Below are 26,267 nucleotides of genomic sequence, written 5' to 3'. Positions count from 1 at the left end.
AACTATTATTAATAGTTGTAACTTTTATTCGTAGAAATTTTGTAAATTCAATCGTCACATTCAGCACTGAAAGTGACCACTGCATGTGTTTTGCAGTAATGTACAAGGGACCGGCGGTATTAGTACACATGGGCATATTAAGTTAACCTGAAATGAAATGGAAGACAGTTTTCAAATACGCTTATCTGGCGTAGTGTCTTTAAACTACCTGAGTTATTTCACTTTTCAAGGTGTTCCGCTAAATGATCATCAACATGACTGCACCTTATCTGCAGTACAACCCCTAAGCTGGCTGAACCCACCTCCCGGATAGGACGGTTACAACTTATTTCAGCTCCCCTCTTCACTTTAAATAACTGACTGACATGAAACTTGATGTTAACTTTAATTCTTTACTACCTTTTCAACAATCCGAACACGTACCTGCATCTTTTGAACATTATTTGTCTTCAGAGAAGCTGCCACTATATTATACCACGCCACAATGTAGTGTGCTGATACAACAGATGCAGCTTTTTGAAAGAAGTTTCTGGTATACAGTCATTAACGCCACAGAGGATAATCTGTTATTACGATTTGATCTCACACCCGGACTAAGTAAATTATTGATTTACACCATTCAGAATGATAGCGAGATGATGTTTTTGCATCAGGATATAGGAATTGATATCGGGGAGAATGATTATTGCTATCTGGGAGGTGGCTTTCAGCCGAAAGATCTCCGCGTACTGGTGAGTAAAGGCAATTATCAGTCACTGGCTTTTCCGTTCTCTCCTGAACAGGATGACAGTGAAAGTATGAAAAGTGCAGAAACTTTTGCGTTCGTAAACAAGTTCCTTTTTGCCCTTGGTCTCATGAACACCGAGACCAGAAAATAAAGGGAAAGACCATTGTTCTTCTAAAAACCTATCCAATATGCCAATAGAGTTCCGGTTGCCTGCGCATCTGACGCAGGATGCAGCGATAACGCATGTTGTGCCCCCGCGTTACCGCAAATTACGATTACCGATACATGATACGGATACTGCTTTTGTATCTGGTAAATGGGGCGTACTACTAAAACAGCAGGTACAGGTGGCAGAAAGTTTTTATGCAGAATTGTATATAGAACCAACTGCGGATCTCAGCATTACATTAGTGGTTAACCAGCCGGTGATTATCATGCAGGCAATTGTAACAGGCAATATCCGCATGATCTATCCGGGCAGCCATATACAGCTGCAGGCTGGTAAAATGGGACTGCAATATCTGTCACCAGACGTGGAATATACCATCAGACTGACAGCAGGACAAGCATTCCGCAGTATTTATTTCCAGACACCTGTCACACTGCTGGATGAACTGGCAGACACTTATCAGCAGCTGAAAGAGATGCTGCGTACAATCAATACAGACAGCAGCTTTTCGGCGCATCTGCCTTATATCAGGCTGAGTGCATCGGTACGTACAGAGATAGAGAAAATGAAGAATTGTCCGCTGACAGGGCAGGCCCGTACACAGTATTATAATAATCGTATCAGTGACGTCGTTATCGCCTATCTGGATAATATGCATCGTATTACACTACAGGACAGCAGGTTGATATTGTTACACGAAAAAGAGATAGACGAATTTATAGAAAGTGTGGACCGCTGTCCTGAAGAGCATGTGAATGTCGAACAACGGGCGCATGCATTGGGACTGACAGAACGTGCACTGGAAAATGCATTTAAACTCAAATTGGGCAGTACGGTAAAGATCTATATACTGCAACAAAGAGTGGAAAAAGCCAAACAGCTGTTGATTGCCACCATGCATACGATCACCGACATTGCATTGGAAGTTGGTTATTCAGATCCCTCTTATTTTATCAGGATCTTTAAGCAAACTGAAGGCGTCACTCCGGGAAGGTATAGAAGCGATCACAGTGCGGCTATTTAGCTGTGTATAGGACAAAAGAGATAAAAAATCACCGGCAGTTGTTTGCCTTTGTCCTATCGTTTTTTCAGGCTGCTTGCGATATTTGTAAGGTGACTATGAGATTAACCCATAAGATAAAGTCGCAACATCAGATAGTTAATGCCACGATTGTATCAGAAAAAACCTTGTTTGTGACTTGATGGAAGGTCTTACTTGAAAACTTATCATTGCTTTGATAAACATATTTGCCTTTTCATAATAATGCGGGCTGGTGTTCTCCTGAGAATGCTGTTTTCCTCAACTACTTACTGAGTAAGGATGTCCGCAGAAGGATCAATCAGCTGATGCCCTGATCTTTGTTGATTACGAAGGTCAGGCCTCAGCTGATAACAGAGGAATGAGAAGCAATTTTTTTTAATGGTATATTGAGGATATCTAGCTGTTCTGCTTATCCAGGCGGGACATTCTCTGAAAAATATTATAACGTAAGTTATCATGGAGATGGTTCATCCTTCGGGATAACCCGTCAAAAGCGATGCTTGTTCGTAAACTCTTTTAGTGTTGGCTCTTTGTCTACCGTCTATCTTCATCCGTTCGTTAATCCACACCTAAGGTAGGCAGGACTATTGTAGCACAGTTTCAGCATGACTCAACTTTCCCTCGTTAACTTGTAGAGTCAGAATGGACTGCTAATGATCATTCCGGGAGAAGGCCTTCAGGCTTTTCCCGGAATTTGTTTTTACAGTCGCGTCTTTGTATTACTTGTCACTCATTTTCACTAATTTAGCAGTGACCAGACACCTGGCAACGTTACACCGGAGAAAACCTCAAAATATGTACAGATTGCTTTCCCTGATTAAGACGGGAACGGATGTTTTGCAGGAAAACAGGAAACGCACCACAGTCGTTATTGTAAACGTAATGGCGATTATCCCTGCTATACTGGCATTCATCATGGGACCTGTGTTATATGCCATCACCGGCAGCTGGCTGACGTGGATCTCTCCATGGATAGAAGCAGGCGTGTTAACCATCGCGGTGATGCTTAATAAAAGACATCAGTTTAACAGAGCAGCCCTGCTCACTTTTCTGGTACATTCTTTCGGACTATTTTTCTTTGGCCTGTTCCTCGGTCGTGCAGCCTGTATAGAAGGCATTGTCATCTTCATGATAGGGTTTAGTTTTTTGTTGTTTGAACGCAGAAAAGAACAGGTACTGAGTATCTCTTTTTTGCTGGTTATCGCACTGCTGCTTGAAATCAATTCATTTTATACGATAGTCGATCATCTGCCTTATCCTGAGAACGCAGGTAATCTCATGTACGGTATTATTTTCTTTCTGGTGACCTTCCTTAATATCATGGTACTCCGGTTTTATAGTCAGGACTTCTCAGACTGGATCAGGCGGCTTGAGGTAAAAAGTATGTCTAAGAGCAATTTTATCGCCAAGACAAGTCACGATCTGAGAGGATCTATCAATGTGATTGAGAGTATATTGGAAGATTGGTTTGATCCTGCTCATGCTGAACCGGGGAGCCGATTGTGGTGGATTATGATCAGGTGTCCAATATGTATTTCGCCACACAGGATGTAAAGCTGGTCATGAATGATGTATTGAGCCTGAGTAAGATAGAATCCGGCTCTTACGACGAAATTACCCGTTCTTCTGTCAGGGTACGGGAGTGGTTTGCCAAACGTACAGTCGGTTATCAGGTACTGGGTAACAGAAAAGCAGTAAAAATAGCCTGTCGCATTAATGACGACGTACCGGAATACATTATCACTGACGCTGCCAAAATGCATCGTATCGTGATCAATCTGCTTACCAACGCTATTAAGTTCAGCCGGAATGATACAACAGTCCGCCTTCATGTATATCTCCTGAACGCGGCGACCATCTGTATGGATATCACTGATGAAGGAGTGGGGATTGAAGAAAAGAACCTCGAGAAAATCTTCAGTCCTTATGTTTCCCAGCAACACCAGCAAACGGAATCCACGGGCTGGGATTGACCATTTCCAGACATTTTGCCCGTCGGATGGGTGGAAACATCACAGTCAGAAGTATTCCCGGAAAAGGCAGCACATTTACACTGACCTTACCATTGGAACAGGGCGTGGTGCCGCAGGCTAAGATCCTGCCGCCGGTATCTGCGGTAAACGGCACAAACGGACAGGAAGACCTGCTTCCTTTACACATACTGGTGGTGGATGACGATATTATGTGCAGAACGATTGCAGAAAGACTACTGCGTAAAATGGTCAGTAGTGTGATGGTAGCTGATAGTCTGGATAATGCCTTATGGCTGGCTAATGAGCAACCCCTAACCTCATTCTGCTGGATCTGAATATGCCGGGTATCAGCGGTAAGGAAATGCTGTATAAGATAAAACATCATCCCCGGCTGGCAGATATTCCCGTGATTATTTGTTCCGCAGATGCCTATGAAGAAACGATTGCCGATATGAAAAACTTCGGCGCAGACGGTTATCTGGTGAAACCTATTACTACTTCAAGTCAGCTGTATAACGAGATCATCAAATTTAGCCCTACAGTAGCAAACTGATTAATAGTCGTTTATCTCTCCCGAACTACCTGCTTCCTGATAAATGCACGCCCGGTTTTTTTTAAATTCAAAGTGATAAGAGAATCTCCTGACATTTCTAAATCACTTTGTTATGTTGTATCCAACATTCAGCATTCCTGCGTTGTATTGTCCTTTCAATTCCCAGATCAGTCCTTATGCCAGTGCCGTCGAAACCCATACCACCCAATGGGTGGAGCGGTTTGGGCTACATGAGGCCATCCGGGGATACCGTGAGGCTAAATTTGCCTATATGACCTCCCGGTTTTACCCTACAGCGGAGTATGGGCGGCTTTGTCTGGCGAATGATCTCCTCGTATTACTTTTTCTGATGGATGACATTTTTGATAACAAAGACGAAGAAGCGCAGCATCCTGAAAATCTTAAAAAGCTGCTGTATGCCTGCCTTGGCATCCTGAAAGACGGCCATTGCTATACGCTGGAAGACTGGCATAGCAGACAGCAGTCAGGTCAGGATATCGTGCATAAAAGCATTACGCAGGCAATGGTGGCAAAGGAACATGTGAATATCCTCGCAGCATTGACCGATGTATGGCAACGGGTACAGGCCTGTACCTCCGCCGGCTATCAGCAGGCCTTTGTACAGGATATGTTGAAACTGTTTAATGCGGTCAACTGGCAGAACCAGAATGTAAATGCAGACCGTATGCCCTCAGTAGCTGATTACATCGAATCCCGGCCGCTGATAGGAGGGGCGCATATTGCTGCTACGCTGATAGAACTGGCAGAACAGGTTCATCTGCCGGAGGATATCATCAACCACAAAAAACTGTCAAATCTGACCATGTTGTGCGGTCATCTGGGCTGTTGGGCCAATGACCTTTATTCGCTGGGAAAAGAGCTGGAACAGGGCGATACGCATAATCTGGTGCTGGTCATCCGTGAGGAACGGCAACTGGACATAGAAGCTGCAATCAATGAGACAGTCCGGCTGCATAATCAGGAAATGATACAATTTGAACGGATCTTCCACTCCTTACCCACATTTGACGATAAGACAGATGAAGAAGTGTACAAATATGCTTTTTGTCTGGCAATGATCGTACGGGGAAATATTGACTGGAGTCTGCAGGATACCGCCCGTTACCAGCAGCAGGTGTATGCGTGAATAACAGATGGGGACAGATCTTTTTTACAGGCGTCCCATTTCCGGAAAATAGTGGGGCGCCTGTGTGTATAACGCTGTGTATCCAGCAACTATTTTATTAACTTAATAGCCCATAAAATATCTTGTAATGAAGAATGCATTGTTTTGTCTGGCCTTGTGCTGCCTTGTTCTGCAGACATTTGCCCAGCGGGTTCACGTTATACCGGAGCCGGTTTCGGTACAGGAACAACCGGGAGATTTTGTTATCGATAACAGTGTTGTGATCATTGCGCCTTCGGCAGATAAGCAGCTGGCAGGCACCCTGCAATGGTTTAGTGACCGTATTGCGACTGCTACAGGTTTCCGCCTGAAAGAAGCTAAAACAGGCGCCAAAACGCTCCGTATTGTGCTGCAGAAAGAGGAAAAGAAGGAGGGGTATCAGCTGAAGGTAAGTCCGCAGGAGATCACCCTGACAGCAGCTGATCCGGCAGGTGTTTTCTATGGTTTGCAGACATTGCTGCAACTGTTACCGCCGGATATCGAAAGCAGCAAGCCGCTTAACCGTAGATGGTCAGTACCCTGTGTGGCTATCGCAGACTATCCGCGTTTTGGTTGGAGAGGTCTGATGTTGGATGTCAGCAGGCATTTCTATACGAAAGAAGAAGTAAAGCGTTACATCGATGAAATGGCGAAATACAAATACAATATTTTCCATTGGCACCTCAGTGATGATAACGGCTGGCGGATAGAGATCAAAAGTCTGCCGGAACTGACAAAAACCGGTGCATGGCGTGTGGCCCGTACCGGCAGATGGGGGACTTTCGAATCTCCGCAACCGGGTGAACCGGCAAAAGAAGGTGGCTTTTACACACAGGAAGACATAAAAGAGATCCTGGCCTATGCGCAGGCCCGCTATATCACCATTCTGCCTGAAATAGATGTACCGGCGCATAGTCTGGCGATGATTGCAGCATATCCGAACCTGTCCTGTACACAGTTACCTTATAGCGTCAATCCGGGCAGTCCTTTTTACAAAAAGGAAGACAATGCACTCTGTATTGGCAACGATTCTGTATACCTCGTACTCGATAAGGTATTTACAGAGATCGCGGCCTTATTTCCTTTCAACTATATCCATGTAGGTGGCGACGAAGCCTACAAAGGCTTCTGGGATAACTGTCCGAAATGCCGTAAAAGAATGCAGCAGGATCACCTGAAAAATGTGGACGAGCTGCAAAGTTACTTTGTGAAACGGATGGAAAAGATCCTGCAGAGTAAGGGTAAAAAGCTCATTGGATGGGATGAGATTCTGGAAGGTGGATTAGCCCCTGAAGCGACCGTAATGAGCTGGAGAGGTATGAAAGGAGGGATAGAAGCAGCAAAGATGAATCATCATGTGGTGATGAGCCCATGGGAATATTGTTATCTCGACCTGTATCAGGGAGATCCGGCCGCAGAACCACCTACTTATGGTATGTGCAGACTGAGTGATTCGTATAACTATGATCCGGTACCTGATGGTGTGGATGAGAATATATCCTCGGCGGACAAGGAAATCTCTGGACTGAATCCATCGCCAATTACCGGCATATCCAGTACATGACATGGCCACGTGCACTCGCATTATCAGAGGTCTACTGGAGTCCGAAATCCAAACGTAACTGGGACAATTTTGTAGAGAGAATGGAAGTACATTTTGTTAGATTGGATACAGCCCATGTTAAATACTCCCGTAGTGCATGGAATGCGATTGTAAAACCATCAAAAGATAATAACGGTCAACTGTCAGTCCGTTTGTCCACAGAGATCAAAGGACTGGATATTTATTACACCTTTGATAATTCCGATCCCGACAATATGTATCCGCAGTATACCGGACAAGCACTGGTATTTCCGGCAGGTGCGGCAAACCTGAGTATCGTTACTTATCAGAACGGAAAAAAGGTAGGAGAGCTACTTACCGTTGGTAAAGAAGAGTTGTTGAAACGGGTAAAAGATAACTGATTAATATACAGGAATGTAATACAGTAAAAGGGCGGCCGGTATATCGGTCGCCCTTTTACTGTATTACATATATAATATTTTTATTCTTTTTTCAGAAAACTATTGCTTACTTTGATAGTAATTAACTATCCGGAAAGCCTGATGACTATACCAATTAAGAGAACACTTCCCTCAGTGGCTCTCACTATTATTTATTGTCTGGTCTCAACTATTTTTATTCACGCACAGAATAACAGTATTTCGGACAACATCCAGCTTTTTCCGCAGTCTGATACAGTGGCAAAAATTGTGGACAGTGTATTTAATCAGACGCCTGATGCTGACAGTATTCCTGTTGTAATGGCTATCACTACTACAACACCGGATGGTACTTACGGTATCGGTAAAACGATTACATTTCAGATAATATTTGATCAGATTGTACATGTAAGCGGAGGATCGCCTGTCCTTCAGTTGAATATAGCAGGAAGAGCTGTGAATGCATCCTATACTTCCGGAGATAGTACCAATACACTCGCATTTTCTTACACTGTTAACCGTGGCGATACCATCGACAGACTGGATTATGCAACGGCAGATGCATTACAAATGAATGGTGCTACTGTTCGTGGCAGCCGTGGTCCACAGGCTGTATTGACATTACCTGTACCCGGTAGCCCGGGATCTGTATCTGCGCAAAGTCTGATTGTAATAGATGGGAATCCGCCTCCGGCGCCAGTTATTACTGTACCGGGTAGTAATGCAGTGTTTACACAAAGAGAAATGATGATCAGTGGTCTGGCTGAGCCGAATACATTAGTGACGATATACATCGATGGTAAAGTATTAGCAACTGTTACCACTGATGCAAGCGGCAGCTGGACAACCATTGTTACATCCACAGCTATTGCGGACGGAAATCACAATCTGCGGGCGACCGCTACAGATATGGCCGGAAATGTGAGTCCGCAGAGTACCGGTGTACCCGTTATAACAGATCTGACATTACCGGGTGCTATGTCTGTTGTTATGCTGTCCGCTAATAAAAACCCTGCTTTCGCGACCATCGGTGATGTGATTACGGTTTACTTTTCGGTAGATGATCTGATAGATCTGCCTGTAATTACCATTGGAGGTAATCCTGCTACAGTCACTGCATTGGGTCCTAAGGAATATGTTGCCAGACATACGGTGTCTGTAAATGATGCGGACGGACAGGTACCATTCAGGATAATATTCAGGGATCTGCATGGAAATGCAGGTGATACGATTATCACCACAACCGATAACAGCAAAGTATTTATAGATAAAAGACCGCCGGCAGTCACACTCAATACCATAGAGGCATCGCCTTTCAGAAGTGCTTTTCTGGTCTATATCAGCTTTAGCGAAGCTATTGCTGATTTCGATCTGAGTTATCTGCGTGTAACAAATGCCACTATTTCAGATCTCAACAGCATCAGTAACAACGTGATGACAGTACTGGTGACGCCAATGTATGATGGTCCGGTGACGCTTGATCTGGCTGCGAATGCTGCACATGATGCCGCAGGTAATCCGAGTCAGGCATCTGAACAGTTATTGGTACAGGCCCTTTTCGGTGGTTATTTTGAAAAGGTATACCCTAATCCTGCCACCAGTGTGATGCGCTTACAGTTTACGGGTACAGTGAATGAGAAGGCCACAATTACAATGGTGAGCTTCCGGGGCGTGGTGGTGTATGAAAAAGAGCTTTTCATGGATAGCAAGACCCTGACGCTGGATGTGAGTAACATACCTTCAGGCGCATATATTGTGACAATCAGGTCTAAGAATTATAGTTTTTACACGAATGTGATGGTGGTGCATTAGATACTGCCTTGTAATACTTTATCACAGGAGCGTAATATCAGATAGCAACTGATAGTTTATTCTGAACAAATTTTTTCTCTTTTCTCCGTAGTTCTTTATTGGTTTTAATTTCATATTCACGGCGCTTTCCATAACCCTGAACCAGTAATCAGCGGGAATAGCATTATTAGAATGGATTTCCAACCTTACCATAAGGTACTCGGGAGGGTCTCTTTTTTGATTAATAAGCTGGCTAAGCAATGTTTCGTCGATGCTTAACTCTTCTGCGAACAGTTTTCTTTTTATTTGCAATAAAGAAACATATTCTTTCAGAAAATAGCCGAATGATAGTTTGTGATCGTATTTTTCACTTTTTATGTATGTCTCAATCTGAAATTTCAGGCGTAATAAACCTAATATAAGTTTATCTTCTTCACTTGTTGCTGATTGTGACTTTTTTCTTGCTGCGGCAAGCTGCTCTGCGGCCTCTTGTTTTTGTTTTTTATTGAGCCTGACTGGAAATACGAACGAATCAACCAACTCTTCGGGAGATAATTCCGCTATCAATTTTTTTACGCTCATATGTAATGTTTTATGATAATTTCTTTTAATGATTTGCCCTCCAGATACATTTGCCATCCACCATCCAGCATGTTATATTTGCTCTTATAATGCTCTTTTAGCTCAGTTTTGGGAATCAGTGATACACATGCATCAATGCCGAAGGCTTCAAGTGCTATACGACAGGCAAATGCGATCAGGCATCCGGCAATTGTATCGTACTTTTTATTTCGCCCTTTGTTCTCTCTTGAAACACAAAGTAGTGCTATCTCTACTCTTTTTTCCACGGAAACTTCAATTAAACTGATAAGTCCTAATATGTCATCACCTTCTACTAAGCTGAGCTTGTACACAGTTCCTTCTTCCCTTGCCTTTTTCCAATCAAAAAAGTATCGGGACTGAGTTAACTTTTTTAAATCTTTATCTTCTAATGCAGTGATTTGAACCTCTTCATTGGTTCCGGTTTCCCTTCGGGTAATTAGCATATGCAATTTATGAAAAAGTTTACAGAATTTGTCAATTTTTTAGATATGGGAGAGGTCTTTGGGACTGATTAACAAATATATTAGCGATATTAAGTGAAGATGCAAAATAGCTTATTTTAAGCGTCCTCCATACTGTTGTTACAACATTTCTACTATTGATATTCTCTTTGTCTTTTATATATTTTCAATATAATTTTCCCCGCTAACCCGCTCCGGATAAGGATAAGCTGCTCATGCCCGGAGATAATATTTTATCCTTCACACGCAGCGCAACTACCGCCGGTCAGTTCCGGCAACGATTGCGTAAATAAAAAGTAAGAGAAGTAAATAATTCTGTAGCTTGTTGGAAATTAGTGTCACTACGACACTGTAGACAAATAGTTATTATTGATTCCATGGTTGTGCGGGGGGCTGTAGCTCAAAGACTGGTCCAGTACATATTGTCAAGTGCTTCGGTGAAGGTAAGATAGACTTAAAAATTCCTTTGGTATGAAAAATTATGCATTCCACCATCTGATTGCGCAAAAGACTTTTTGCCATCAATTATGGCAATATCGTTTCCTGAATTAAGGATACCATTACTAGTAATTCCACAATTAAAGCAGCATTTCGTTATGCCAACCGCTTAATGCGTGCTGTATTTCAGCCAAAAAATCAGCTGATGAAAGACTTTTTATTCCACAAAAAACTGTTATTGCCCGGAGCCTTGTTATTGCAAATGATGGCGTCCGCACAGCAACTGGCCGTTAATAATTCCAACGCAACGCCGCCGGCCATTGCTCAGGCAAAAGAAATTATCCTCAAGGGGAAAGTAATAGGGACAGAAGAAGGTACCGGCCTGCCCGGAGTAGTTGTACGTGTAAAAGTCGGCAACAAAGGTACGACCACTATGCCTGATGGCTCCTATACACTCAAAGTACACGAAAACTCAACCATCGTTGTATCCCTGATTGGTTACGTTACACAGGAGATCCCTGTTAACAAAAAAGAAAATATTACCGTTTACCTCGCCAAAGATGTGAAAGCACTGACAGAAACAGTGATCATCGGCTATGGTACACAGAAACGTGCGAATGTGCTCGGTGCTGTTGCAGCGGTGAATGCCAGTGACATTGAAGATCTGCCGGTTGCTAATCTGGCAACGGCACTGCAGAACAAAGTACCGGGTGTTTCAGTGGCACAGTCCTCCGGTCGTCCGGGTTCCTCTACCAGCCTGACCATCCGTAATCCGGTGACCTGGGCCGCTACAGGTTCCTCTATCGATCCTTTGTATGTAATCGACGGTTTCCAGTTGACCAAACAGGATTTTGACAATCTGGACGCTACCCAGATAGAAAGTATTACTTTCCTGAAAGATGCGGCTGCCTCCATCTATGGCGCCCGTGGTGCAAATGGTGTGGTGTTGGTGAAAACCAAAATGGGCCGCCCGGGTAAACCGCGTATCAGTTACTCCGGTTCGCATGGTATCTCTTCGGCTACCTATATCCCGGAGATGCTCACAGCACATGATCATGCTGTGCTCCTGAATAATAAGTATACAGCTCTGAAAGACGCGAATACCAATAAGTTTTACACACCGCAGGAACTGGAATACCTGCAGACGCATAACAATAACTGGATTGACAATGTATGGAAAAGCTCTCATCTGAGCCGCCATACAATCAATGTCAGCGGTGGTACCGAAAGAATTACCTTCTTCGCAGGTGGTAACTACTACTCGGAAGATGGCAACGTGGGTGATCTGAATGCCACTAAATACGGTCTGCGTATGGGGTTAAATACCAAAATCACCGACAACCTGACCGCTACCATTTCCTTTGCTACAGATAATTCAAAGATCAATCGTCCAACTCCTAAAACAGTACAGTCCGGCCTGACCGAACAGTCAGACCAGATGAGCGCCACCGTAAGCGCCCTCTTGCTTACGCCGGGATGGGTACCCATGTATATCGATGACAGACCGGTATTCTCCTCCGTACCGGGATGGCATCCGGGAGAACTGGTGAAAACAGGTAGTTACAGCCGCAGCCGTACACAAGGGCAAACCATCAACGCTGCCCTTGAGTACAAATTACCGGCTATAGAAGGATTGTCTTTCCGTGTGCAATATGCACGGAGTAACAGGACCAACTTTGGTAAGGAATTCTATGTGCCTTATTCCTTGTACAACTTTGTAAAAGAAGGTACACATGAAACCACACAGAATGTGATGTTCACCAATCAGCTGACCACAAACAATCCGACTACGCTGATCAAGAACGGTAACCTGATGACGGAATCTTACGGTGGTTCTTCCAGCTATCAGTTAAATGAGGCTATCAACTATGCCCGCACCTTCGGTAAACACGATATAGCTGTGGTCCTGGTGGCAGAACAGAGTGAATCTTCTTCCGATGCCTTTGATACCCGCCGTGAGCAGGTAGTGATACCGGGTATCGACGAACTGTTTGCTTTCAGTCAGGATAAGAGCTTTTATGATAACTCCGGTTCTTCGGGAGAGACAGGCAGGATGAGTTATGTAAGCCGTGTCAATTATAGTTTCAACGACCGATACCTGCTGGAAGCTACTTTCCGTGCAGATGCATCTCCTAACTTCCCCAAAAACTCAAGATGGGGCTATTTCCCTTCCGTAGCTGTAGGCTGGAGAGTATCGCAGGAGAAATTCTTCCATGACAATGTGAAATTTATCAATGATCTGAAGATCCGTTTTCAGGTAGGTCTGACTGGTAATGATGCTGTGAAGAACTACCAGTATAAAGAGCGTTATACACAAACAACTGGTATGCTGTTCGGTAATACAATGACCAGTGGTTTGAATAATAATGACATCCCTAACAGCAGTATTACATGGGAAAAAGCGCTGTATAAAAACCTCGGTTTTGATGGTAGCTTCTTTGACCGTCGCTTCGATTTTGCCATTGACCTTTATCATCGTTACAACTATGACATGCTGATGCAGCCGAGCAATACGGTGCCAACCAGCTTTGGTGGTGGTATTGCCGATCAGAACTATGGTCGTCTGAAGTCATATGGTATTGAGGCCGGACTGACCTACAACGGAAAAATAGGAAAAGAGTTCAACTATTATACGACTGTCAACTTTGGTATCAGTGACAATAAAGTGATCCGCAAATACTATGGTGCTGGTGATACTGCGTGGAGGAATCCGATTGGCCGCAGAACAGACAGCGGACTGGAAGGTTATAAAGCGGTCGGTATGCTGCGGACGCAGGCAGATGTAGATGCATTGCTGGCTAAAAATCCGGACTGGACCATCGATGGTGAAAAGCCTATTCCGGGATATATGAATTATGAAGATATCAATGGAGATGGCAGGATCAATGAAATGGATAAAACCCGTATTGCACCAAGGGGTAGCAGTCTGTTTGGTGTAGGCTTCAACCTCGGCGCATCGTGGAGAACATTCAAATTCAGTGTGAACATGTCCCTGCAGGTAGGTGGTCAGACGGTATATGATAAAACAGCAAGAACACCAGCTAATGAAAATCAGCGTGCACTGGCTATCTGGAAAGATTCGTGGTCACCGGAGAATCCCAATGCGAAATATCCTCTGATCAATGCACCACTGATAAAAGAAATATCAGATATCTGGATGGTCAGCGCGACTACCATGAGAGTGAACAACATGATGTTGTCTTATGGTCTTCCCCAGAACCTGTCTTCCCGTTGGAAAATACCCGATCTGAGAGTTTTTGTGACAGGTACTAATCTGTGGTCTATTATCAACCATCAGTCTTACAAAGATCCGGCTACCAATCTGGCAGTAGATTATCCTGCCCTGCGTACCTACACTTTTGGTCTGAATGTAAGTCTCTAAATTATTAAGCCATGCGAAAATTATTCAGCTATATATTACTTACTGTCAGTCTGACCGCATGTTCAGATATACTTGATAAGACAGATCTGACAGGGATTGACGAGCGTACATGGGATAACGAATCTACCGCTACACTGTACCTTAACAGGGTATATGATCTGTCAATGCCAACCTGGCCTAATCTGGCCAGTGCTGCAACACTGCCAACTGCTATTCATGACATCTCTGATGATTACAATGGAGGTGACCAGAAGATCTGGTACGGTACGTTGTCCGTCGATAATATCACTGATTTCTTCGGCGGAAATGCATCCAATAATGTATGGGCATATATCCGTAAAACCAATATTCTGCTGTCAGAAATAGAGAAAGGTCCGTTACCATTGGATGTGAAAACAAAGATCAAATCACAGGCGTATTTCCTGAGAGGATGGTTATATTTCCAGCTGATCAAACTGTACGGTGGTGTGCCTTATATCAGCCATCCACAGGACTGGGTAACAGAAAACCTGTTCGTTACCAGAAATAAAACTTCTGAATGTATTGACTCCATCGCGAGAGATTTCGATATGGCAACTGCTTTACCGGGTACCTGGGGAACAGCTGACAAGGGCCGTATCACCCGTGGTGCAGCATTGGGTGTAAAAGGCCGCATGCTGTTATATTGGGCTAGTCCGCAGTTCAACCCTAACAATGATCCTGCACGCTGGGAAAGAGCTTATAAAGCGAACAGGGCGGCATATGATACATTAGTACTGGACGGCTATGGATTGTTCTCCAACTATGCGAATATCTGGCTGGATGAAGGAACCGGTAATAAAGAAGTGATCCTGCTTCGTTCTTTTGACGGAGCTACCAAAGCCAGCACATTTGATGATGCTGCCCGTCCGAACTCCGAATCCAATGGCGGTGGTGGTGCTTATCAGCCTACACTGGAACTGGTGAATACTTATCCTACTATAGACGGATTGCCGATCACTGATCCGAATTCCGGTTACGATCCTGTCTATTACTGGAAGAACCGTGATCCGCGCTTTGATGCCACTATTGCCTATAACGGTTGTATCTGGCCCCTGAGTAATAAAACCGGTCGTAAGCAATGGAACTATGTTGGCGTAACTGAAGATAAAAATAAGCCCACTGCAACAGGTTTCTATTGCCGTAAGAACGTTAATACGTCTACTATCAAGGATAACACCAAGCTGGGTAAAACAGACTGGATAGAAATGCGCTTTGCAGAAGTAATGCTGAATCTGGCGGAATGTGCCAATGCAACAGGTCGTACACAGGAAGCTTATGACATGCTGACCGCTATCCGTAAAAGAGCAGGTATCCGTCCGGGTGAAGGAAGTACATACGGTCTGAAACAAGGTATGTCTAAAGACGAAATGTTTGAGACGATTATGAACGAGCGTCGTATAGAACTGGCATTCGAAGGAAAACGTTATGACGACCTGCGCCGTAACAAATTGTTTGATAAACTGAATGGTAAGAAACGTTCTATCCTGAAGATCACTATCAACGCACCTTATACAGTGGCTGATCTGGAAAAACCAGACGCGACAGGTATACCACTGCGTGATAAACTGGATCTGAACGGACCGGATTATACTACGTATTTTACAGCTACAGTTGATGTACTGGATACGCAGAAGCCGATCAACTATCCATCCAACTATTATTTTTACGCCATTCCCACTACCAACATTACGAGGAACCCGAGTCTTGTGCAGACGACAGGCTGGACCAGTGGCGGCTTTAATCCATTAGACTAAAAATATAATACATACCATTATCTCTGAACGGTTAAAGTTCACAGACCATTAAACTACTCGCATGAAACATTATCTCGCCGGAACATTGCTTATTGCTGCCCTTGGAGGGGCGCAGGGTGCTTATGCTCAGTATCCTACCATACCAAAGGCCGTACAGGAAGTCAGTGACTCATTGCTGGAAGGCGCAAAAAGACATTCAGATGCTGCATGGGAAAAAGCATTACCTATCGTAAAAGAGGAAGCCCGTCAGGGGAAACCTTATATTCCATTCGCCTCCAGACCAACTGATCTGCCACAGGCACAGATCCCTGCCTTCCCGGGTGCGGAAGGTGGTGGTGCCTATACTTTCGGTGGAAGGGGCGGAAAGATCTTTGTAGTCACCAGCCTCGAAGACAGTGGTCCCGGTACTTTACGTGATGCCTGTGAAGCGGGTGGTGCGCGTACGATTGTATTCAACGTAGCGGGTATCATTCATCTGAAAACGCCGATCATCCTGATGGCGCCTTATGTTACCATTGCCGGTCAGACGGCTCCGGGGGATGGTGTCTGCGTAGCAGGAGAATCTTTCTGGATCAATACACATGATGTTGTCATCCGTTATATGCGTTTCCGTCGTGGAGAAACAACTGTCGGACGTAGGGATGATGCATTGGGCGGGAACCCGATCGGTAACATCATTATCGATCATTGTTCAACCAGCTGGGGATTGGATGAGAACATCTCGCTCTATCGTCATATGTACAATCCGGGTGCTGGTTACGCGGAGGAAAAACTACCTACTATCAATATCACTATTCAGAATACCATTTCTTCTGAAGCACTGGATACGTACAATCATGCATTCGGTAGTACACTCGGTGGAGAAAACTGTTCATTCATGCGCAATCTCTGGGCATGTAATGCCGGCCGTAACCCTTCTATTGGCTGGTACAGCATCTTCAACTTTGTGAATAACGTGGTGTTCAACTGGAAACACCGTACTGTAGACGGTGGTGATTATCGTTCACAGTTCAATATTGTGAATAACTACTTTAAACCGGGTCCGATCACACCAAAAGATGATGCTGTTGGTCACAGGATACTGAAACCTGAATCAGGTCGTAGTAAACTGAAATACCGTGAATTCGGCCGGGCATATGTAAACGGCAACATCATGGAGGGCTATCCAAAAGTCACTGCCAACAACTGGGATGGTGGTGTGCAGATAGAAGATATGGATAATGCCGGTGAGTATGAAAAAGACATGCGTGTGAGCAATCCCTTGCCGATGCCGCGTATGATGATCATGTCAGCAAAAGACGCCTATCAGTATGTATTGGATAATGCCGGCGCTACACTGCCGGTGCGTGATGCTGTAGATACAAGAGTGATTGAGCAGGTAAGAACGGGTAAGATTCAATACAAGGATAATACCACATCAAAGATCGGCAGTGAATACATCAAACGCCGTCTGAGCCCGGACTCTTATAAAGAAGGTATTATCTATGATATCGCACAGGTGGGTGGTTATCCTGAATACAAGGGTAAGCCCTATAAAGACAGCGATGGCGATGGTATTCCTGATGAATGGGAAACCCGTCATAAAATGAATCCGAAAGATCCGAAGGATGCCGTACTGGATGGTAATGGCGATGGTTATACCAATATCGAAGATTTCCTGAACGACATCAAAGGCGACAAGAAAAGCTATCAGATGATTGTAACGGAACGTGCTTCTAAGATTGTATCTACCCTCGATCTCCGTGATGCAGGTAAATCTATACAGGTACAGGATATCATCGCACAGCAATATGTTGATCTGCATGATCTGGATGAAAAGAAAGATACCACGCAGATACACCAGCTGCATGATCGTTACCTGTCAAAGCTCTCTTCTGTACTGAGCACAGAACAGGTAACACGGGTGAAAGACGGTATGACCTATGGTGTTATGCCGATCACTTACAATGCTTATCTGGAAATGTTGCCTCAGCTGACCCAAAAGCAACAACAACAGATTAAAATCTGGCTGGAAGAAGCACGGGAGAAAGCAATGGATGCAGGTTCTTCAGAACAGAAGCATGCATGGTTTGGTAAATACAAAGGACGTATCAATAACTACCTGTCATCAGCAGGTATAGACATGAAAAAGGCGGAAGCCGACTGGAAGAAACGTAGGAATGACTAAGCGATTATTAACAATATGTATTGCCTGCTGGCTGCCTTTATTGGCAGCCGCACAGGCAAAGAAGCCGAAAGCGCCTTTACCTCCTGTGTCATGGGAAAAAGGACAGCTGGTGTATCAGCCGGATGAGAAAGGGAATCGTGTGCCTGATTTCTCCTGGTGTGGATATATGGCCGGCGAACAAGCATTGCCCCTGACCCCTATAAGGGTCAGGGTGCCTGTTATGAAGGGAGATGCTACCGCGACCATACAGGCTGCACTGGATTATGTAGCGTCATTACCATTGAAAGACGGTATACGTGGCGCTGTATTGCTGGATAAGGGCACTTTCGAGATCAGCGGAAGCCTGCGTATCAACGCCTCTGGTGTCGTACTGAGAGGAAGCGGAGATAGCACCGTATTACTGGCGACAGGTTACAGCCGTGCCATACTTATACACATCAGTGGCCGTAATGATAAACAATTATCTCCGGCGGTAAAGATCACAGACGCTTATGTACCTGTGAACAGTAATGTTGTACATATACCAGCAGGTGCATCACTAAAAGAAGGAGATGAAGTGGAAATCGTACGTCCCTGTACGCTCTCGTGGATACAGCAATCAGGTACCGCACATTTTGGTGGCGGTATTACTGCTCTTGGATGGAAGCCGGGAGACCGGGAGATCCACTGGTCTCGTAAAGTGATGAAAGTAACCGGAAATACAGTCACATTGGATGTTCCCCTTACCAACGCACTGGATACGGCGTATGGGGCAGCTACCGTTGCAGCTTATAAATGGCCGGGATTGATTACACAGACAGGCGTGGAAAACCTGCATTGCCGTTCAGTCTTTGATGCTACGAATCCGAAGGATGAAGATCATTGCTGGACAGCCATCGCAATAGAAAATGCCACAGATGCCTGGGTAAGACAGGTCAGTTTTGAACATTTTGCCGGTTCTGCCGTAGCTGTATTAGAGACAGCCCGCAGGGTCACCGTAGAAGATTGTATATCCACAGCGCCTGTCTCAGAGATCGGCGGACAACGTCGTTATACCTTCTTTACGTCAGGTCAGCAGACACTGTTCCAGCGTAACTATGCACAAAATGGCTACCATGACTTTGCTGCCGGTTTTTGTGCAGCGGGTCCCAATGCTTTTGTGCAATGCATGTCTGATATGCCCTATAGTTTCAGTGGTGCCATTGATAGCTGGGCTACAGGTTTGCTGCTGGATAATGTAATTGTCAACGGACAGACTTTAGGTTTCCCGAATCGTGGTCAGGACGGACAAGGCGCCGGATGGACCGCTGCGAATAGCGTATTGTGGCAATGTGCGGCCGCACGGATAGATTGTTATCGTCCGCCGGGTGCCAATAACTGGGCTTTCGGTGCATGGGCGCAGTTTGCAGGAGATGGGGAATGGTATGCTTCCAATGAATACATTCAGCCACGCAGCCTGTATTATGCACAGCTGTCCGCCAGACTGGGGGATAAAGCTGCGGAACGCGCTTACCTCCTGCCTGAATTGGGAGACGCTTCCAGTAGTCCGACTGCAGATGTTGCTGCCGCATTGTCCCGCCAGTCTATGCAAGCTGCTACTACCTTGTACGAATGGATCGGTATGGCAGCCACCCGCACACCGATTCCGGTTAATGCCAGTAATGTACGGATACAGGAGACTGTACAATCTGCGGTATTATCAGCTGTACCGGGTATGAAGGTAGTGAACGGATGGTTGGTGAATAATGGCGCAATTATGACAGGGGACCGGAGAGATGTATCGTGGTGGAGAGGGAATATCAGACCCGATGGGATACAGGAAGCGACACCACATATTACCCGTTATGTACCGGGTAGAACAGGTACAGGCTTAACAGATGATCTGGATTCCGTATCTGCGTGGATGAGCCGTAAGCACATTGTGGCGATCGATCATAATTACGGATTATGGTATGAAAGAAGAAGAGATGATCATGAGCGGGTATTACGATTGGATGGAGATGTATGGCCTCCTTTTTATGAACAGCCTTTTGCGCGTAGCGGACAAGGGACTGCGTGGGAAGGATTGAGTAAGTATGATCTGACGAAATATAACCGCTGGTACTGGTACCGTCTGCAGCAGTTTGCCTCACTGGCCGACAGGAATGGACAGGTATTGATCCATCAGCAGTATTTCCAGCATAATATTATCGAAGCAGGTGCTCACTATGCAGATTTTCCGTGGCGGCCTGCCAACAATATCAATAAGACCGGATTTCCGGAGCCACCGCCTTATGCCGGTGGTAAACGCATCTTCATGGCGGAGCAGTTTTATGATACGACCAATATTGTAAGAAACCACCTGCATCGCGCTTATATCCGTCAATGTCTGGATAATTTCAGCAATAATCATAATGTCATTCAGCTGATAGGTGCTGAATTCACAGGTCCTCTGCATTTTGTGGATTTCTGGGCAGATGTGATCAGAGGATGGGAGCAGGAAAAACAGCAGCATCCTATTATAGGATTAAGCGTAACGAAAGATGTGCAGGACGCTTTACTGAAGGATGCGCAACGTGCAGCGGCAATTGATCTGATTGACATCCGTTACTGGCATTATCAGGAGAATGGAACTGTCTATGCACCACAGGGAGGACAAAATCTTGCTCCCCGTCAGCATGCACGTTTGCTGAAACCAAAGCGTAGCAATGAGAAAGAGATCTATCGGGCAGTACGCGAGTATCGCGATCTATATCCGGGTAAGGCCGTGATGTATTCTGCCGATAGTTACGATAAATACGGCTGGGCTGTATTCATGGCAGGAGGTTCTCTCGCCAGTATTCCATCCATAGCTGTACCCGGTTTTCTGTCTGCCGCTGCTGATATGCATCCGGCAGACATGCCGGGTGTATGGGCATTGAGCAATGCGCATGGTGATTATATCATCTATAATACCGGTGCAGCAAATATCGATATCCCAGGTGCCGCAGCTGCCTACAACGCTGTGTGGATCGATGCTGCCAATGGTAAAATACTACTGAGTAAAAAGAATATTAAAGCCGGTACCGGCCATACGCTGCCAGCGCCACAAGCGGGTGCACTGGTACTCTGGCTGGTACGTAAATAAAGGACCTACTATGCTGAACAGGAATTGTATTGCGATGATCTCGTGCTGTCTGCTGCTTTGTTTTACCGCATTAACCCATGCACAACAGCGACAATTATCACCACTAAAGGTGTCTGCTAACGGACGGTATTTTGAAACCAGTGACGGGAAACCCTTCTTCTGGTTGGGGGATACCGGCTGGCTGCTCTTTACGAGACTGACCCGCGAAGAGACAGAACAATATCTTGAAAACCGTAAACAGAAAGGATTTAATGTCATTCAGGTGATGGTATTGCCAGCCGTAACCGCTGCCAATATTTACGGAGACTCTGCATTGATCGGTACCAATGTAGGTAAGCCGCTGACAACAAGCGGCAATCAACCCACAGATACTACACAATACGACTATTGGGATCATGTGGATTTTGTGGTGGCAAAAGCGGCGGAAAAGGGATTGTACATGGCACTGGTGCCGGTATGGGGGAGCCCGGTAAAAGCCGGTCTTGTTAAGGAAAAGGATGCCGTTACTTATGCTGCTTTCCTCGCAGACCGTTATAAAAAATACCCTAACATCATCTGGATGAATGGTGGTGATATCAAAGGCAGTGACTCCATGAATGTGTGGATGGCCATCGGCAATACGCTCCATCAACAGGATCCGGGACATCTGGTGACTTTCCATCCGCGCGGACGTACGCAGTCCTCCGATTGGTTTCATGACAGTTCATGGCTGGCGTTTAACATGTTCCAGTCCGGTCACAGAAGATATGATCAGGATACTACCAAAGGTGATAAAGCATATGGAGAAGATAACTGGAAATACGTAACGACAGACTACCAAAGAAAACCAGCAAAACCTGTTATAGACGGAGAACCTTCTTATGAAGGCATTCCACAGGGATTGCATGATCCGGCAGAACCATTCTGGAAAGATAATGATGTACGTCGTTATGGATACTGGTCTGTATTTGCCGGCGCCTGTGGATATACTTATGGTCACAATGCCGTGATGCAGATGCACAAGCAGACCGACGGAAAGGGCGTATATGGTGTGCGTGAATATTGGAATGACGCCATCAATGCACCCGGTGCCGGTCAGATGCAATACCTTGAAAAACTGATCTGTTCCCGCAATTACGCAGCACGTGTACCCGATCAGTCTCTGTTGGCTGATAATGGTAAAGGCTATCAGCATTTACTGGCTACCCGCGGAAAAGACTATGCATTTATTTATACCTATACCGGTCGTAAAATCGCTGTGAATATGGGCCATATCTCTGGTCGCCGTGTGAAGGCAGCATGGTATGATCCCAGAAATGGCGAAACGAAAGAAATAGGCACCTATCCCAATGAAAAAGGAACAGTTGTATTTGATCCGCCGGGAGAAGAAAAAGAAGGGAACGACTGGGTACTGGTAATGGATAGTGTTAAATAGTGCTGGTGTGTGTAACATGAAACGATTTGCTCTCTATATATCGATTATTCTGCTTGCGGCCTGCCGTAGTAACAAAGAAGTGTACATGTTCACTTCTTTTCATGAACCCGGCAAAGATGGGCTGCATTTCCTGTATAGTTACGATGGCTATAAATGGGATAGTCTTCGTGGAAGTTTCCTGCATCCTCAGATGGGAAAAGATAAGATCATGCGTGATCCCAGCATGGTGAAAGGCCCCGACGGTACTTTTCATCTGGTCTGGACGAGTAGCTGGAAAGGGGATAAAGGTTTCGGTTATACATCCTCAAAGGATCTGCAACACTGGAGGCCGCAGCAGTTTATTCCCGTAATGGAACAGGAACCCACCACTGTAAATGTCTGGGCGCCTGAATTATTCTATGATGAGGAGGGAAAGCAGTTCATTATTATCTGGGCATCCTGTATACCGGGACGTTTTGAGAAAGGAATAGAAGCGGAGGATAATAATCATAGAATGTATTACACGACTACCAAAGACTTTCAGACGTTCTCACCTGCTAAATTATTGCTGGACCCGGGGTTTAGCGTGATAGACGCCGTGATCGTACAAACAGGATCGCAGGCATACACATTGGTGCTAAAGGACAATACCCGTAATGAAAGAGATCTGAAGGTGGCTTTTGCCCAACATCCTTTAGGCCCTTATCAGGATGTCTCCGCACCATTTACCGGAAAACTGACAGAAGGACCGACCGTATTAAAAGCCGGAAAAGACTGGCTGATCTATTACGATGACTATGGCAATAAGCGCTATGGAGCCGTCGCTACTACTGACTTCCGCACATTCAGAGATATTAATGCCAGCATCATAATTCCTGAAGGACATAAACACGGGACAGTGTTTAAAGTCCGCCGTAAAATATTGGATAAGCTCAAATGACGACTATGAGGATCACTGCAATGATATGCTTACTGTTAACCTCACTGACAGCTGCTGCACAGGAAAGTATCCGCTATACCGGTAATACACTGGTGAATGTGGATTATCACCACGGACAGTTACGTCCGGTGATGGGTGTGCATAATATACAGATTATGCGGGCCAACAGAGAGCATCCTGCTATGGGTGATGATATGGGATGGACATACAATCATGCGCCTATGCTGGCTTACTGGAACAAGCGCTTTTATGTGGAATACCTGAGTGATGCAATAGGTGAAAGTATTCCTCCCGGACAAACATTGTTGTTGTCTTCTGCAGATGGTTATCACTGGGATAAACCGCTTGTGTTATTCCCTCCCTATAAGATCCCGGATGGTACTACCAAAGAAGGAAACCCCGGTGTGGCGAAGGACTTATTCGCAGTCATGCATCAGCGCATGGGCTTCTATGTGGCTAAGAATAATAAGCTGCTGGCACTTGGTTTCTATGGTATCTGTCTGGATGCAAAAGACGATCCGAATGATGGGAATGGTATAGGAAGGGTAGTCAGGGAAATATTACCAGATGGCAAATTCGGTTCTATCTATTTTATCAGGTATACAAAGAAATGGAATAAGGATAACACCCGTTATCCGTTTTACACCAGCAGTAAAGACAAAGCATTTGTTGCAGCCTGTAATGAGCTGCTGGCCACTCCATTGATGATGCAACAGTGGAATGAAGAAGCGGATAGAGATGATCCCCTGATTCCATTACAAAAGCAATATAAGGCGTTTTGCTACTATCACCTGCCTGATGGGAAAGTGGTAGGGCTGTGGAAAAACGCATTGACAGCGATGAGTAAGGATGAAGGACGTACATGGAGCACAGTGGCACGTGCACCCGGTTTTGTAAATGCCAATGCGAAGATCTGGGGACAACGCACTACAGACGGACGATTTGCTACTGTATACAATCCCTCAGAATATCGCTGGCCATTGGCATTGTCAGTAAGTGAGAATGGTCTTGATTATACCAATCTGCTATTGGTGAACGGAGAAATTACACCTATGCGTTATGGCGGTAATTATAAGTCTTACGGGCCACAATATGTACGGGGTATTGAAGAAGGGAATGGCGTACCGGCTGATAGTAATCTGTGGGTAACCTACAGTATGAATAAAGAAGATATCTGGATATCAAAAATACCAGTGCCGGTTACGGATAAAGCACCTGCACACGTTGATGAATTATTCCCGGCATTACCAGCTGCTGCTGCATTGACTTACTGGAATATTTATAGTCCGCGTTGGGCAGCTGTATCTGTTGGTAATACACCTGCTAAAGAACAACAGCTGATCCTGACAGATAAAGATCCTTTTGATTATGCAAAGGCGGAGCGTTTATTCCCGGCGGCACAGCAACTGGAAGTCGCCTTTACAGTGACGCCTGCGCAGAACAATTATGGCATGTTACAGATCGAATTGCAGGACGGTAAAGGTACACCGGGTATCAGACTGGTGTTTGATGCGGATAGTGTATTCAAGGCAAAGCAGGCGCCCGCTTTAAGAACTTTATGAAATATGCACCGGATAGTGTGTATAACATTCGCCTGAATATTAATACAACGAATCGCTTCTACACTATCAATGTTAACGGAAAAGATGTGCTGACCAGTCTCTTGTTTGCACCTGTGGATAAACTGGAGAGAATTGTATTCCGCACAGGTGAACCCAGACATTTTCCTGATGCAGACACACCTGCTGATCAGGAGTATGATCTGAAGCAGGCAGGTGAACAGGAAGCACATACCGCTACATTCTATATCAGGTCTCTCAAAACATCTCCACTGTAATGCGCTTTTATCTCTACATATTATTCTTTTTAGGAAGCATGCAGTCCTTAAAAGGGGCTGCGCCTATATCACTTTCCATGCTCCGTTGTGAGATGTTGGTTAATCCCGTTGGTATTGATGTCATACATCCCCGTTTTAGCTGGGAAATAAATGCCGGCGGAAGAAATGTTATCAGGTCGCCTATCAGATCGAGGTGGCTTCTACACGGGAAAAGTTGCAGGCTGGTCAGGCCGATCTATGGAATACCGGTAAAGTGAGTGTCAGTACCATATACTGTTCCGTATGAAGGGAAGGCTTTACAGAGCCGTCAGCATTGTTACTGGCGGGTACGGGTGTGGACAAACACCGGTGCCGCTGAATGGAGTGAGGTCAATGAATGGAGTATGGGTTTGTTTACAGGCTACCGACTGGAAAGCCCGTTGGATAGGCGCGGATAAGGCTTTCCCATGGGATAGTGCACAATCAAATTCTCCCGTCTTTCCGCCAGATATTACCGGAAGTCTTTTGATGTAACAACAGCAGGTAAACGGGCAATGGTCTATATCTCCGGCCCCGGACTGTATGAGTTATATATCAACGGACAACGTAGCGGAGCGGCTTATTATCCCAATCGCCCACTGATTATAGAAAGTCGGTAAAGTATAATACCTATGATGTCACTACTGCCGTACACAGGCGAAAATGTGATAGGAACTGTATTGGGTAATGGCCGGTATTTTACCATGCGTCAGCATTATAAACCGCATAAGATCACCACTTTTGGTTATCCGCGTTTATTGCTGC

At 45.2% G+C, this 26,267-nt stretch carries 15 protein-coding genes and 3 pseudogenes; 16 read left to right on the top strand and 2 right to left on the bottom strand.

The window, feature by feature from the left end; all coding sequences use genetic code 11:
• Positions 1 to 365 precede the first annotated feature (365 nt).
• From FEF09_RS06520 to FEF09_RS06480, 9 genes and pseudogenes are all read left to right on the top strand, one after another.
• Entirely contained in the window at positions 366 to 878 is a 513-nt protein-coding gene (locus FEF09_RS06520; protein WP_146304376.1) for a hypothetical protein, read from the top strand.
• A 37-nt stretch (positions 879 to 915) separates the two neighbouring features.
• A complete protein-coding gene (locus tag FEF09_RS06515; protein WP_146304375.1) occupies positions 916 to 1,920 on the top strand; it encodes a helix-turn-helix transcriptional regulator in 1,005 nt (334 codons plus the stop codon).
• A gap of 813 nt (positions 1,921 to 2,733) precedes the next feature.
• Positions 2,734 to 3,492, top strand: coding sequence for a hypothetical protein (locus tag FEF09_RS06510; RefSeq protein WP_146304374.1), 759 nt, complete (start codon positions 2,734 to 2,736; stop codon positions 3,490 to 3,492).
• A pseudogene (locus tag FEF09_RS32760) lies at positions 3,468 to 4,246 on the top strand (ATP-binding protein). The gene FEF09_RS06510 and the pseudogene FEF09_RS32760 overlap by 25 nt, the downstream one beginning before the upstream one ends.
• 2 nt (positions 4,247 to 4,248) lie before the next feature.
• Entirely contained in the window at positions 4,249 to 4,464 is a 216-nt protein-coding gene (locus FEF09_RS06495; RefSeq protein WP_146304371.1) for a response regulator, read from the top strand.
• Between the two features lie 112 nt (positions 4,465 to 4,576).
• Positions 4,577 to 5,611 (top strand): terpene synthase family protein, encoded by a 1,035-nt coding sequence (locus FEF09_RS06490; protein WP_146304370.1) that lies wholly within the window; start codon positions 4,577 to 4,579, stop codon positions 5,609 to 5,611.
• 127 nt (positions 5,612 to 5,738) lie between these two features.
• Positions 5,739 to 7,177: pseudogene (locus tag FEF09_RS06485) on the top strand (beta-N-acetylhexosaminidase); the annotation flags it as partial.
• A gap of 12 nt (positions 7,178 to 7,189) precedes the next feature.
• Positions 7,190 to 7,594, top strand: coding sequence for an FN3 associated domain-containing protein (locus FEF09_RS32755; protein WP_261387365.1), 405 nt, complete (start codon positions 7,190 to 7,192; stop codon positions 7,592 to 7,594).
• A 288-nt stretch (positions 7,595 to 7,882) separates the two neighbouring features.
• Positions 7,883 to 9,424, top strand: coding sequence for an Ig-like domain-containing protein (locus FEF09_RS06480; RefSeq protein ID WP_186774218.1), 1,542 nt, complete (start codon positions 7,883 to 7,885; stop codon positions 9,422 to 9,424).
• 21 nt (positions 9,425 to 9,445) lie between these two features.
• Here FEF09_RS06480 and FEF09_RS06475 read toward each other — a convergent pair whose 3' ends face one another.
• Positions 9,446 to 9,985: a hypothetical protein gene (locus FEF09_RS06475; protein ID WP_146304368.1), complete on the bottom strand. Its 540-nt coding sequence runs from the start codon at positions 9,983 to 9,985 to the stop codon at positions 9,446 to 9,448.
• On the bottom strand, positions 9,982 to 10,449 hold the full coding sequence (locus FEF09_RS06470) for an N-acetyltransferase (protein WP_146304367.1): 468 nt from the start codon (positions 10,447 to 10,449) through the stop codon (positions 9,982 to 9,984). Before FEF09_RS06470 ends, FEF09_RS06475 begins: the two co-directional genes overlap by 4 nt.
• 661 nt (positions 10,450 to 11,110) lie before the next feature.
• Between FEF09_RS06470 and FEF09_RS06465 the strand changes: the two genes are divergently transcribed.
• The 7 genes and pseudogenes from FEF09_RS06465 to FEF09_RS06435 all read left to right on the top strand — a co-directional run bounded on the left by FEF09_RS06465 (position 11,111) and on the right by FEF09_RS06435 (position 25,484).
• Complete coding sequence (locus FEF09_RS06465; RefSeq protein WP_186774217.1) at positions 11,111 to 14,287, top strand: SusC/RagA family TonB-linked outer membrane protein; 3,177 nt, start codon at positions 11,111 to 11,113, stop codon at positions 14,285 to 14,287.
• 11 nt (positions 14,288 to 14,298) lie between these two features.
• Entirely contained in the window at positions 14,299 to 16,062 is a 1,764-nt protein-coding gene (locus FEF09_RS06460) for a RagB/SusD family nutrient uptake outer membrane protein (RefSeq protein WP_146304365.1), read from the top strand.
• A gap of 61 nt (positions 16,063 to 16,123) precedes the next feature.
• Positions 16,124 to 18,229 (top strand): DUF3826 domain-containing protein, encoded by a 2,106-nt coding sequence (locus FEF09_RS06455; protein ID WP_146304364.1) that lies wholly within the window; start codon positions 16,124 to 16,126, stop codon positions 18,227 to 18,229.
• Positions 18,222 to 21,314: a DUF6298 domain-containing protein gene (locus FEF09_RS06450; RefSeq protein WP_146304363.1), complete on the top strand. Its 3,093-nt coding sequence runs from the start codon at positions 18,222 to 18,224 to the stop codon at positions 21,312 to 21,314. The genes FEF09_RS06455 and FEF09_RS06450 overlap by 8 nt, the downstream gene beginning before the upstream one ends.
• Before the next feature lie 10 nt (positions 21,315 to 21,324).
• Entirely contained in the window at positions 21,325 to 22,728 is a 1,404-nt protein-coding gene (locus FEF09_RS06445; RefSeq protein WP_146304362.1) for a glycoside hydrolase family 140 protein, read from the top strand.
• Between the two features lie 16 nt (positions 22,729 to 22,744).
• Entirely contained in the window at positions 22,745 to 23,647 is a 903-nt protein-coding gene (locus FEF09_RS06440; RefSeq protein ID WP_146304361.1) for a glycoside hydrolase family 43 protein, read from the top strand.
• Positions 23,644 to 25,484, top strand: a pseudogene (locus FEF09_RS06435) (exo-alpha-sialidase). Before FEF09_RS06440 ends, FEF09_RS06435 begins: the two are co-directional and overlap by 4 nt.
• Positions 25,485 to 26,267 lie beyond the last annotated feature (783 nt).

The organism is Chitinophaga pinensis (genome assembly GCF_007896845.1).
Lineage (GTDB): Bacteria > Bacteroidota > Bacteroidia > Chitinophagales > Chitinophagaceae > Chitinophaga > Chitinophaga pinensis_C.
Note: the sequence above shows the minus strand (reverse complement) of the source record. Positions and strands in the feature narration are given on the sequence as shown.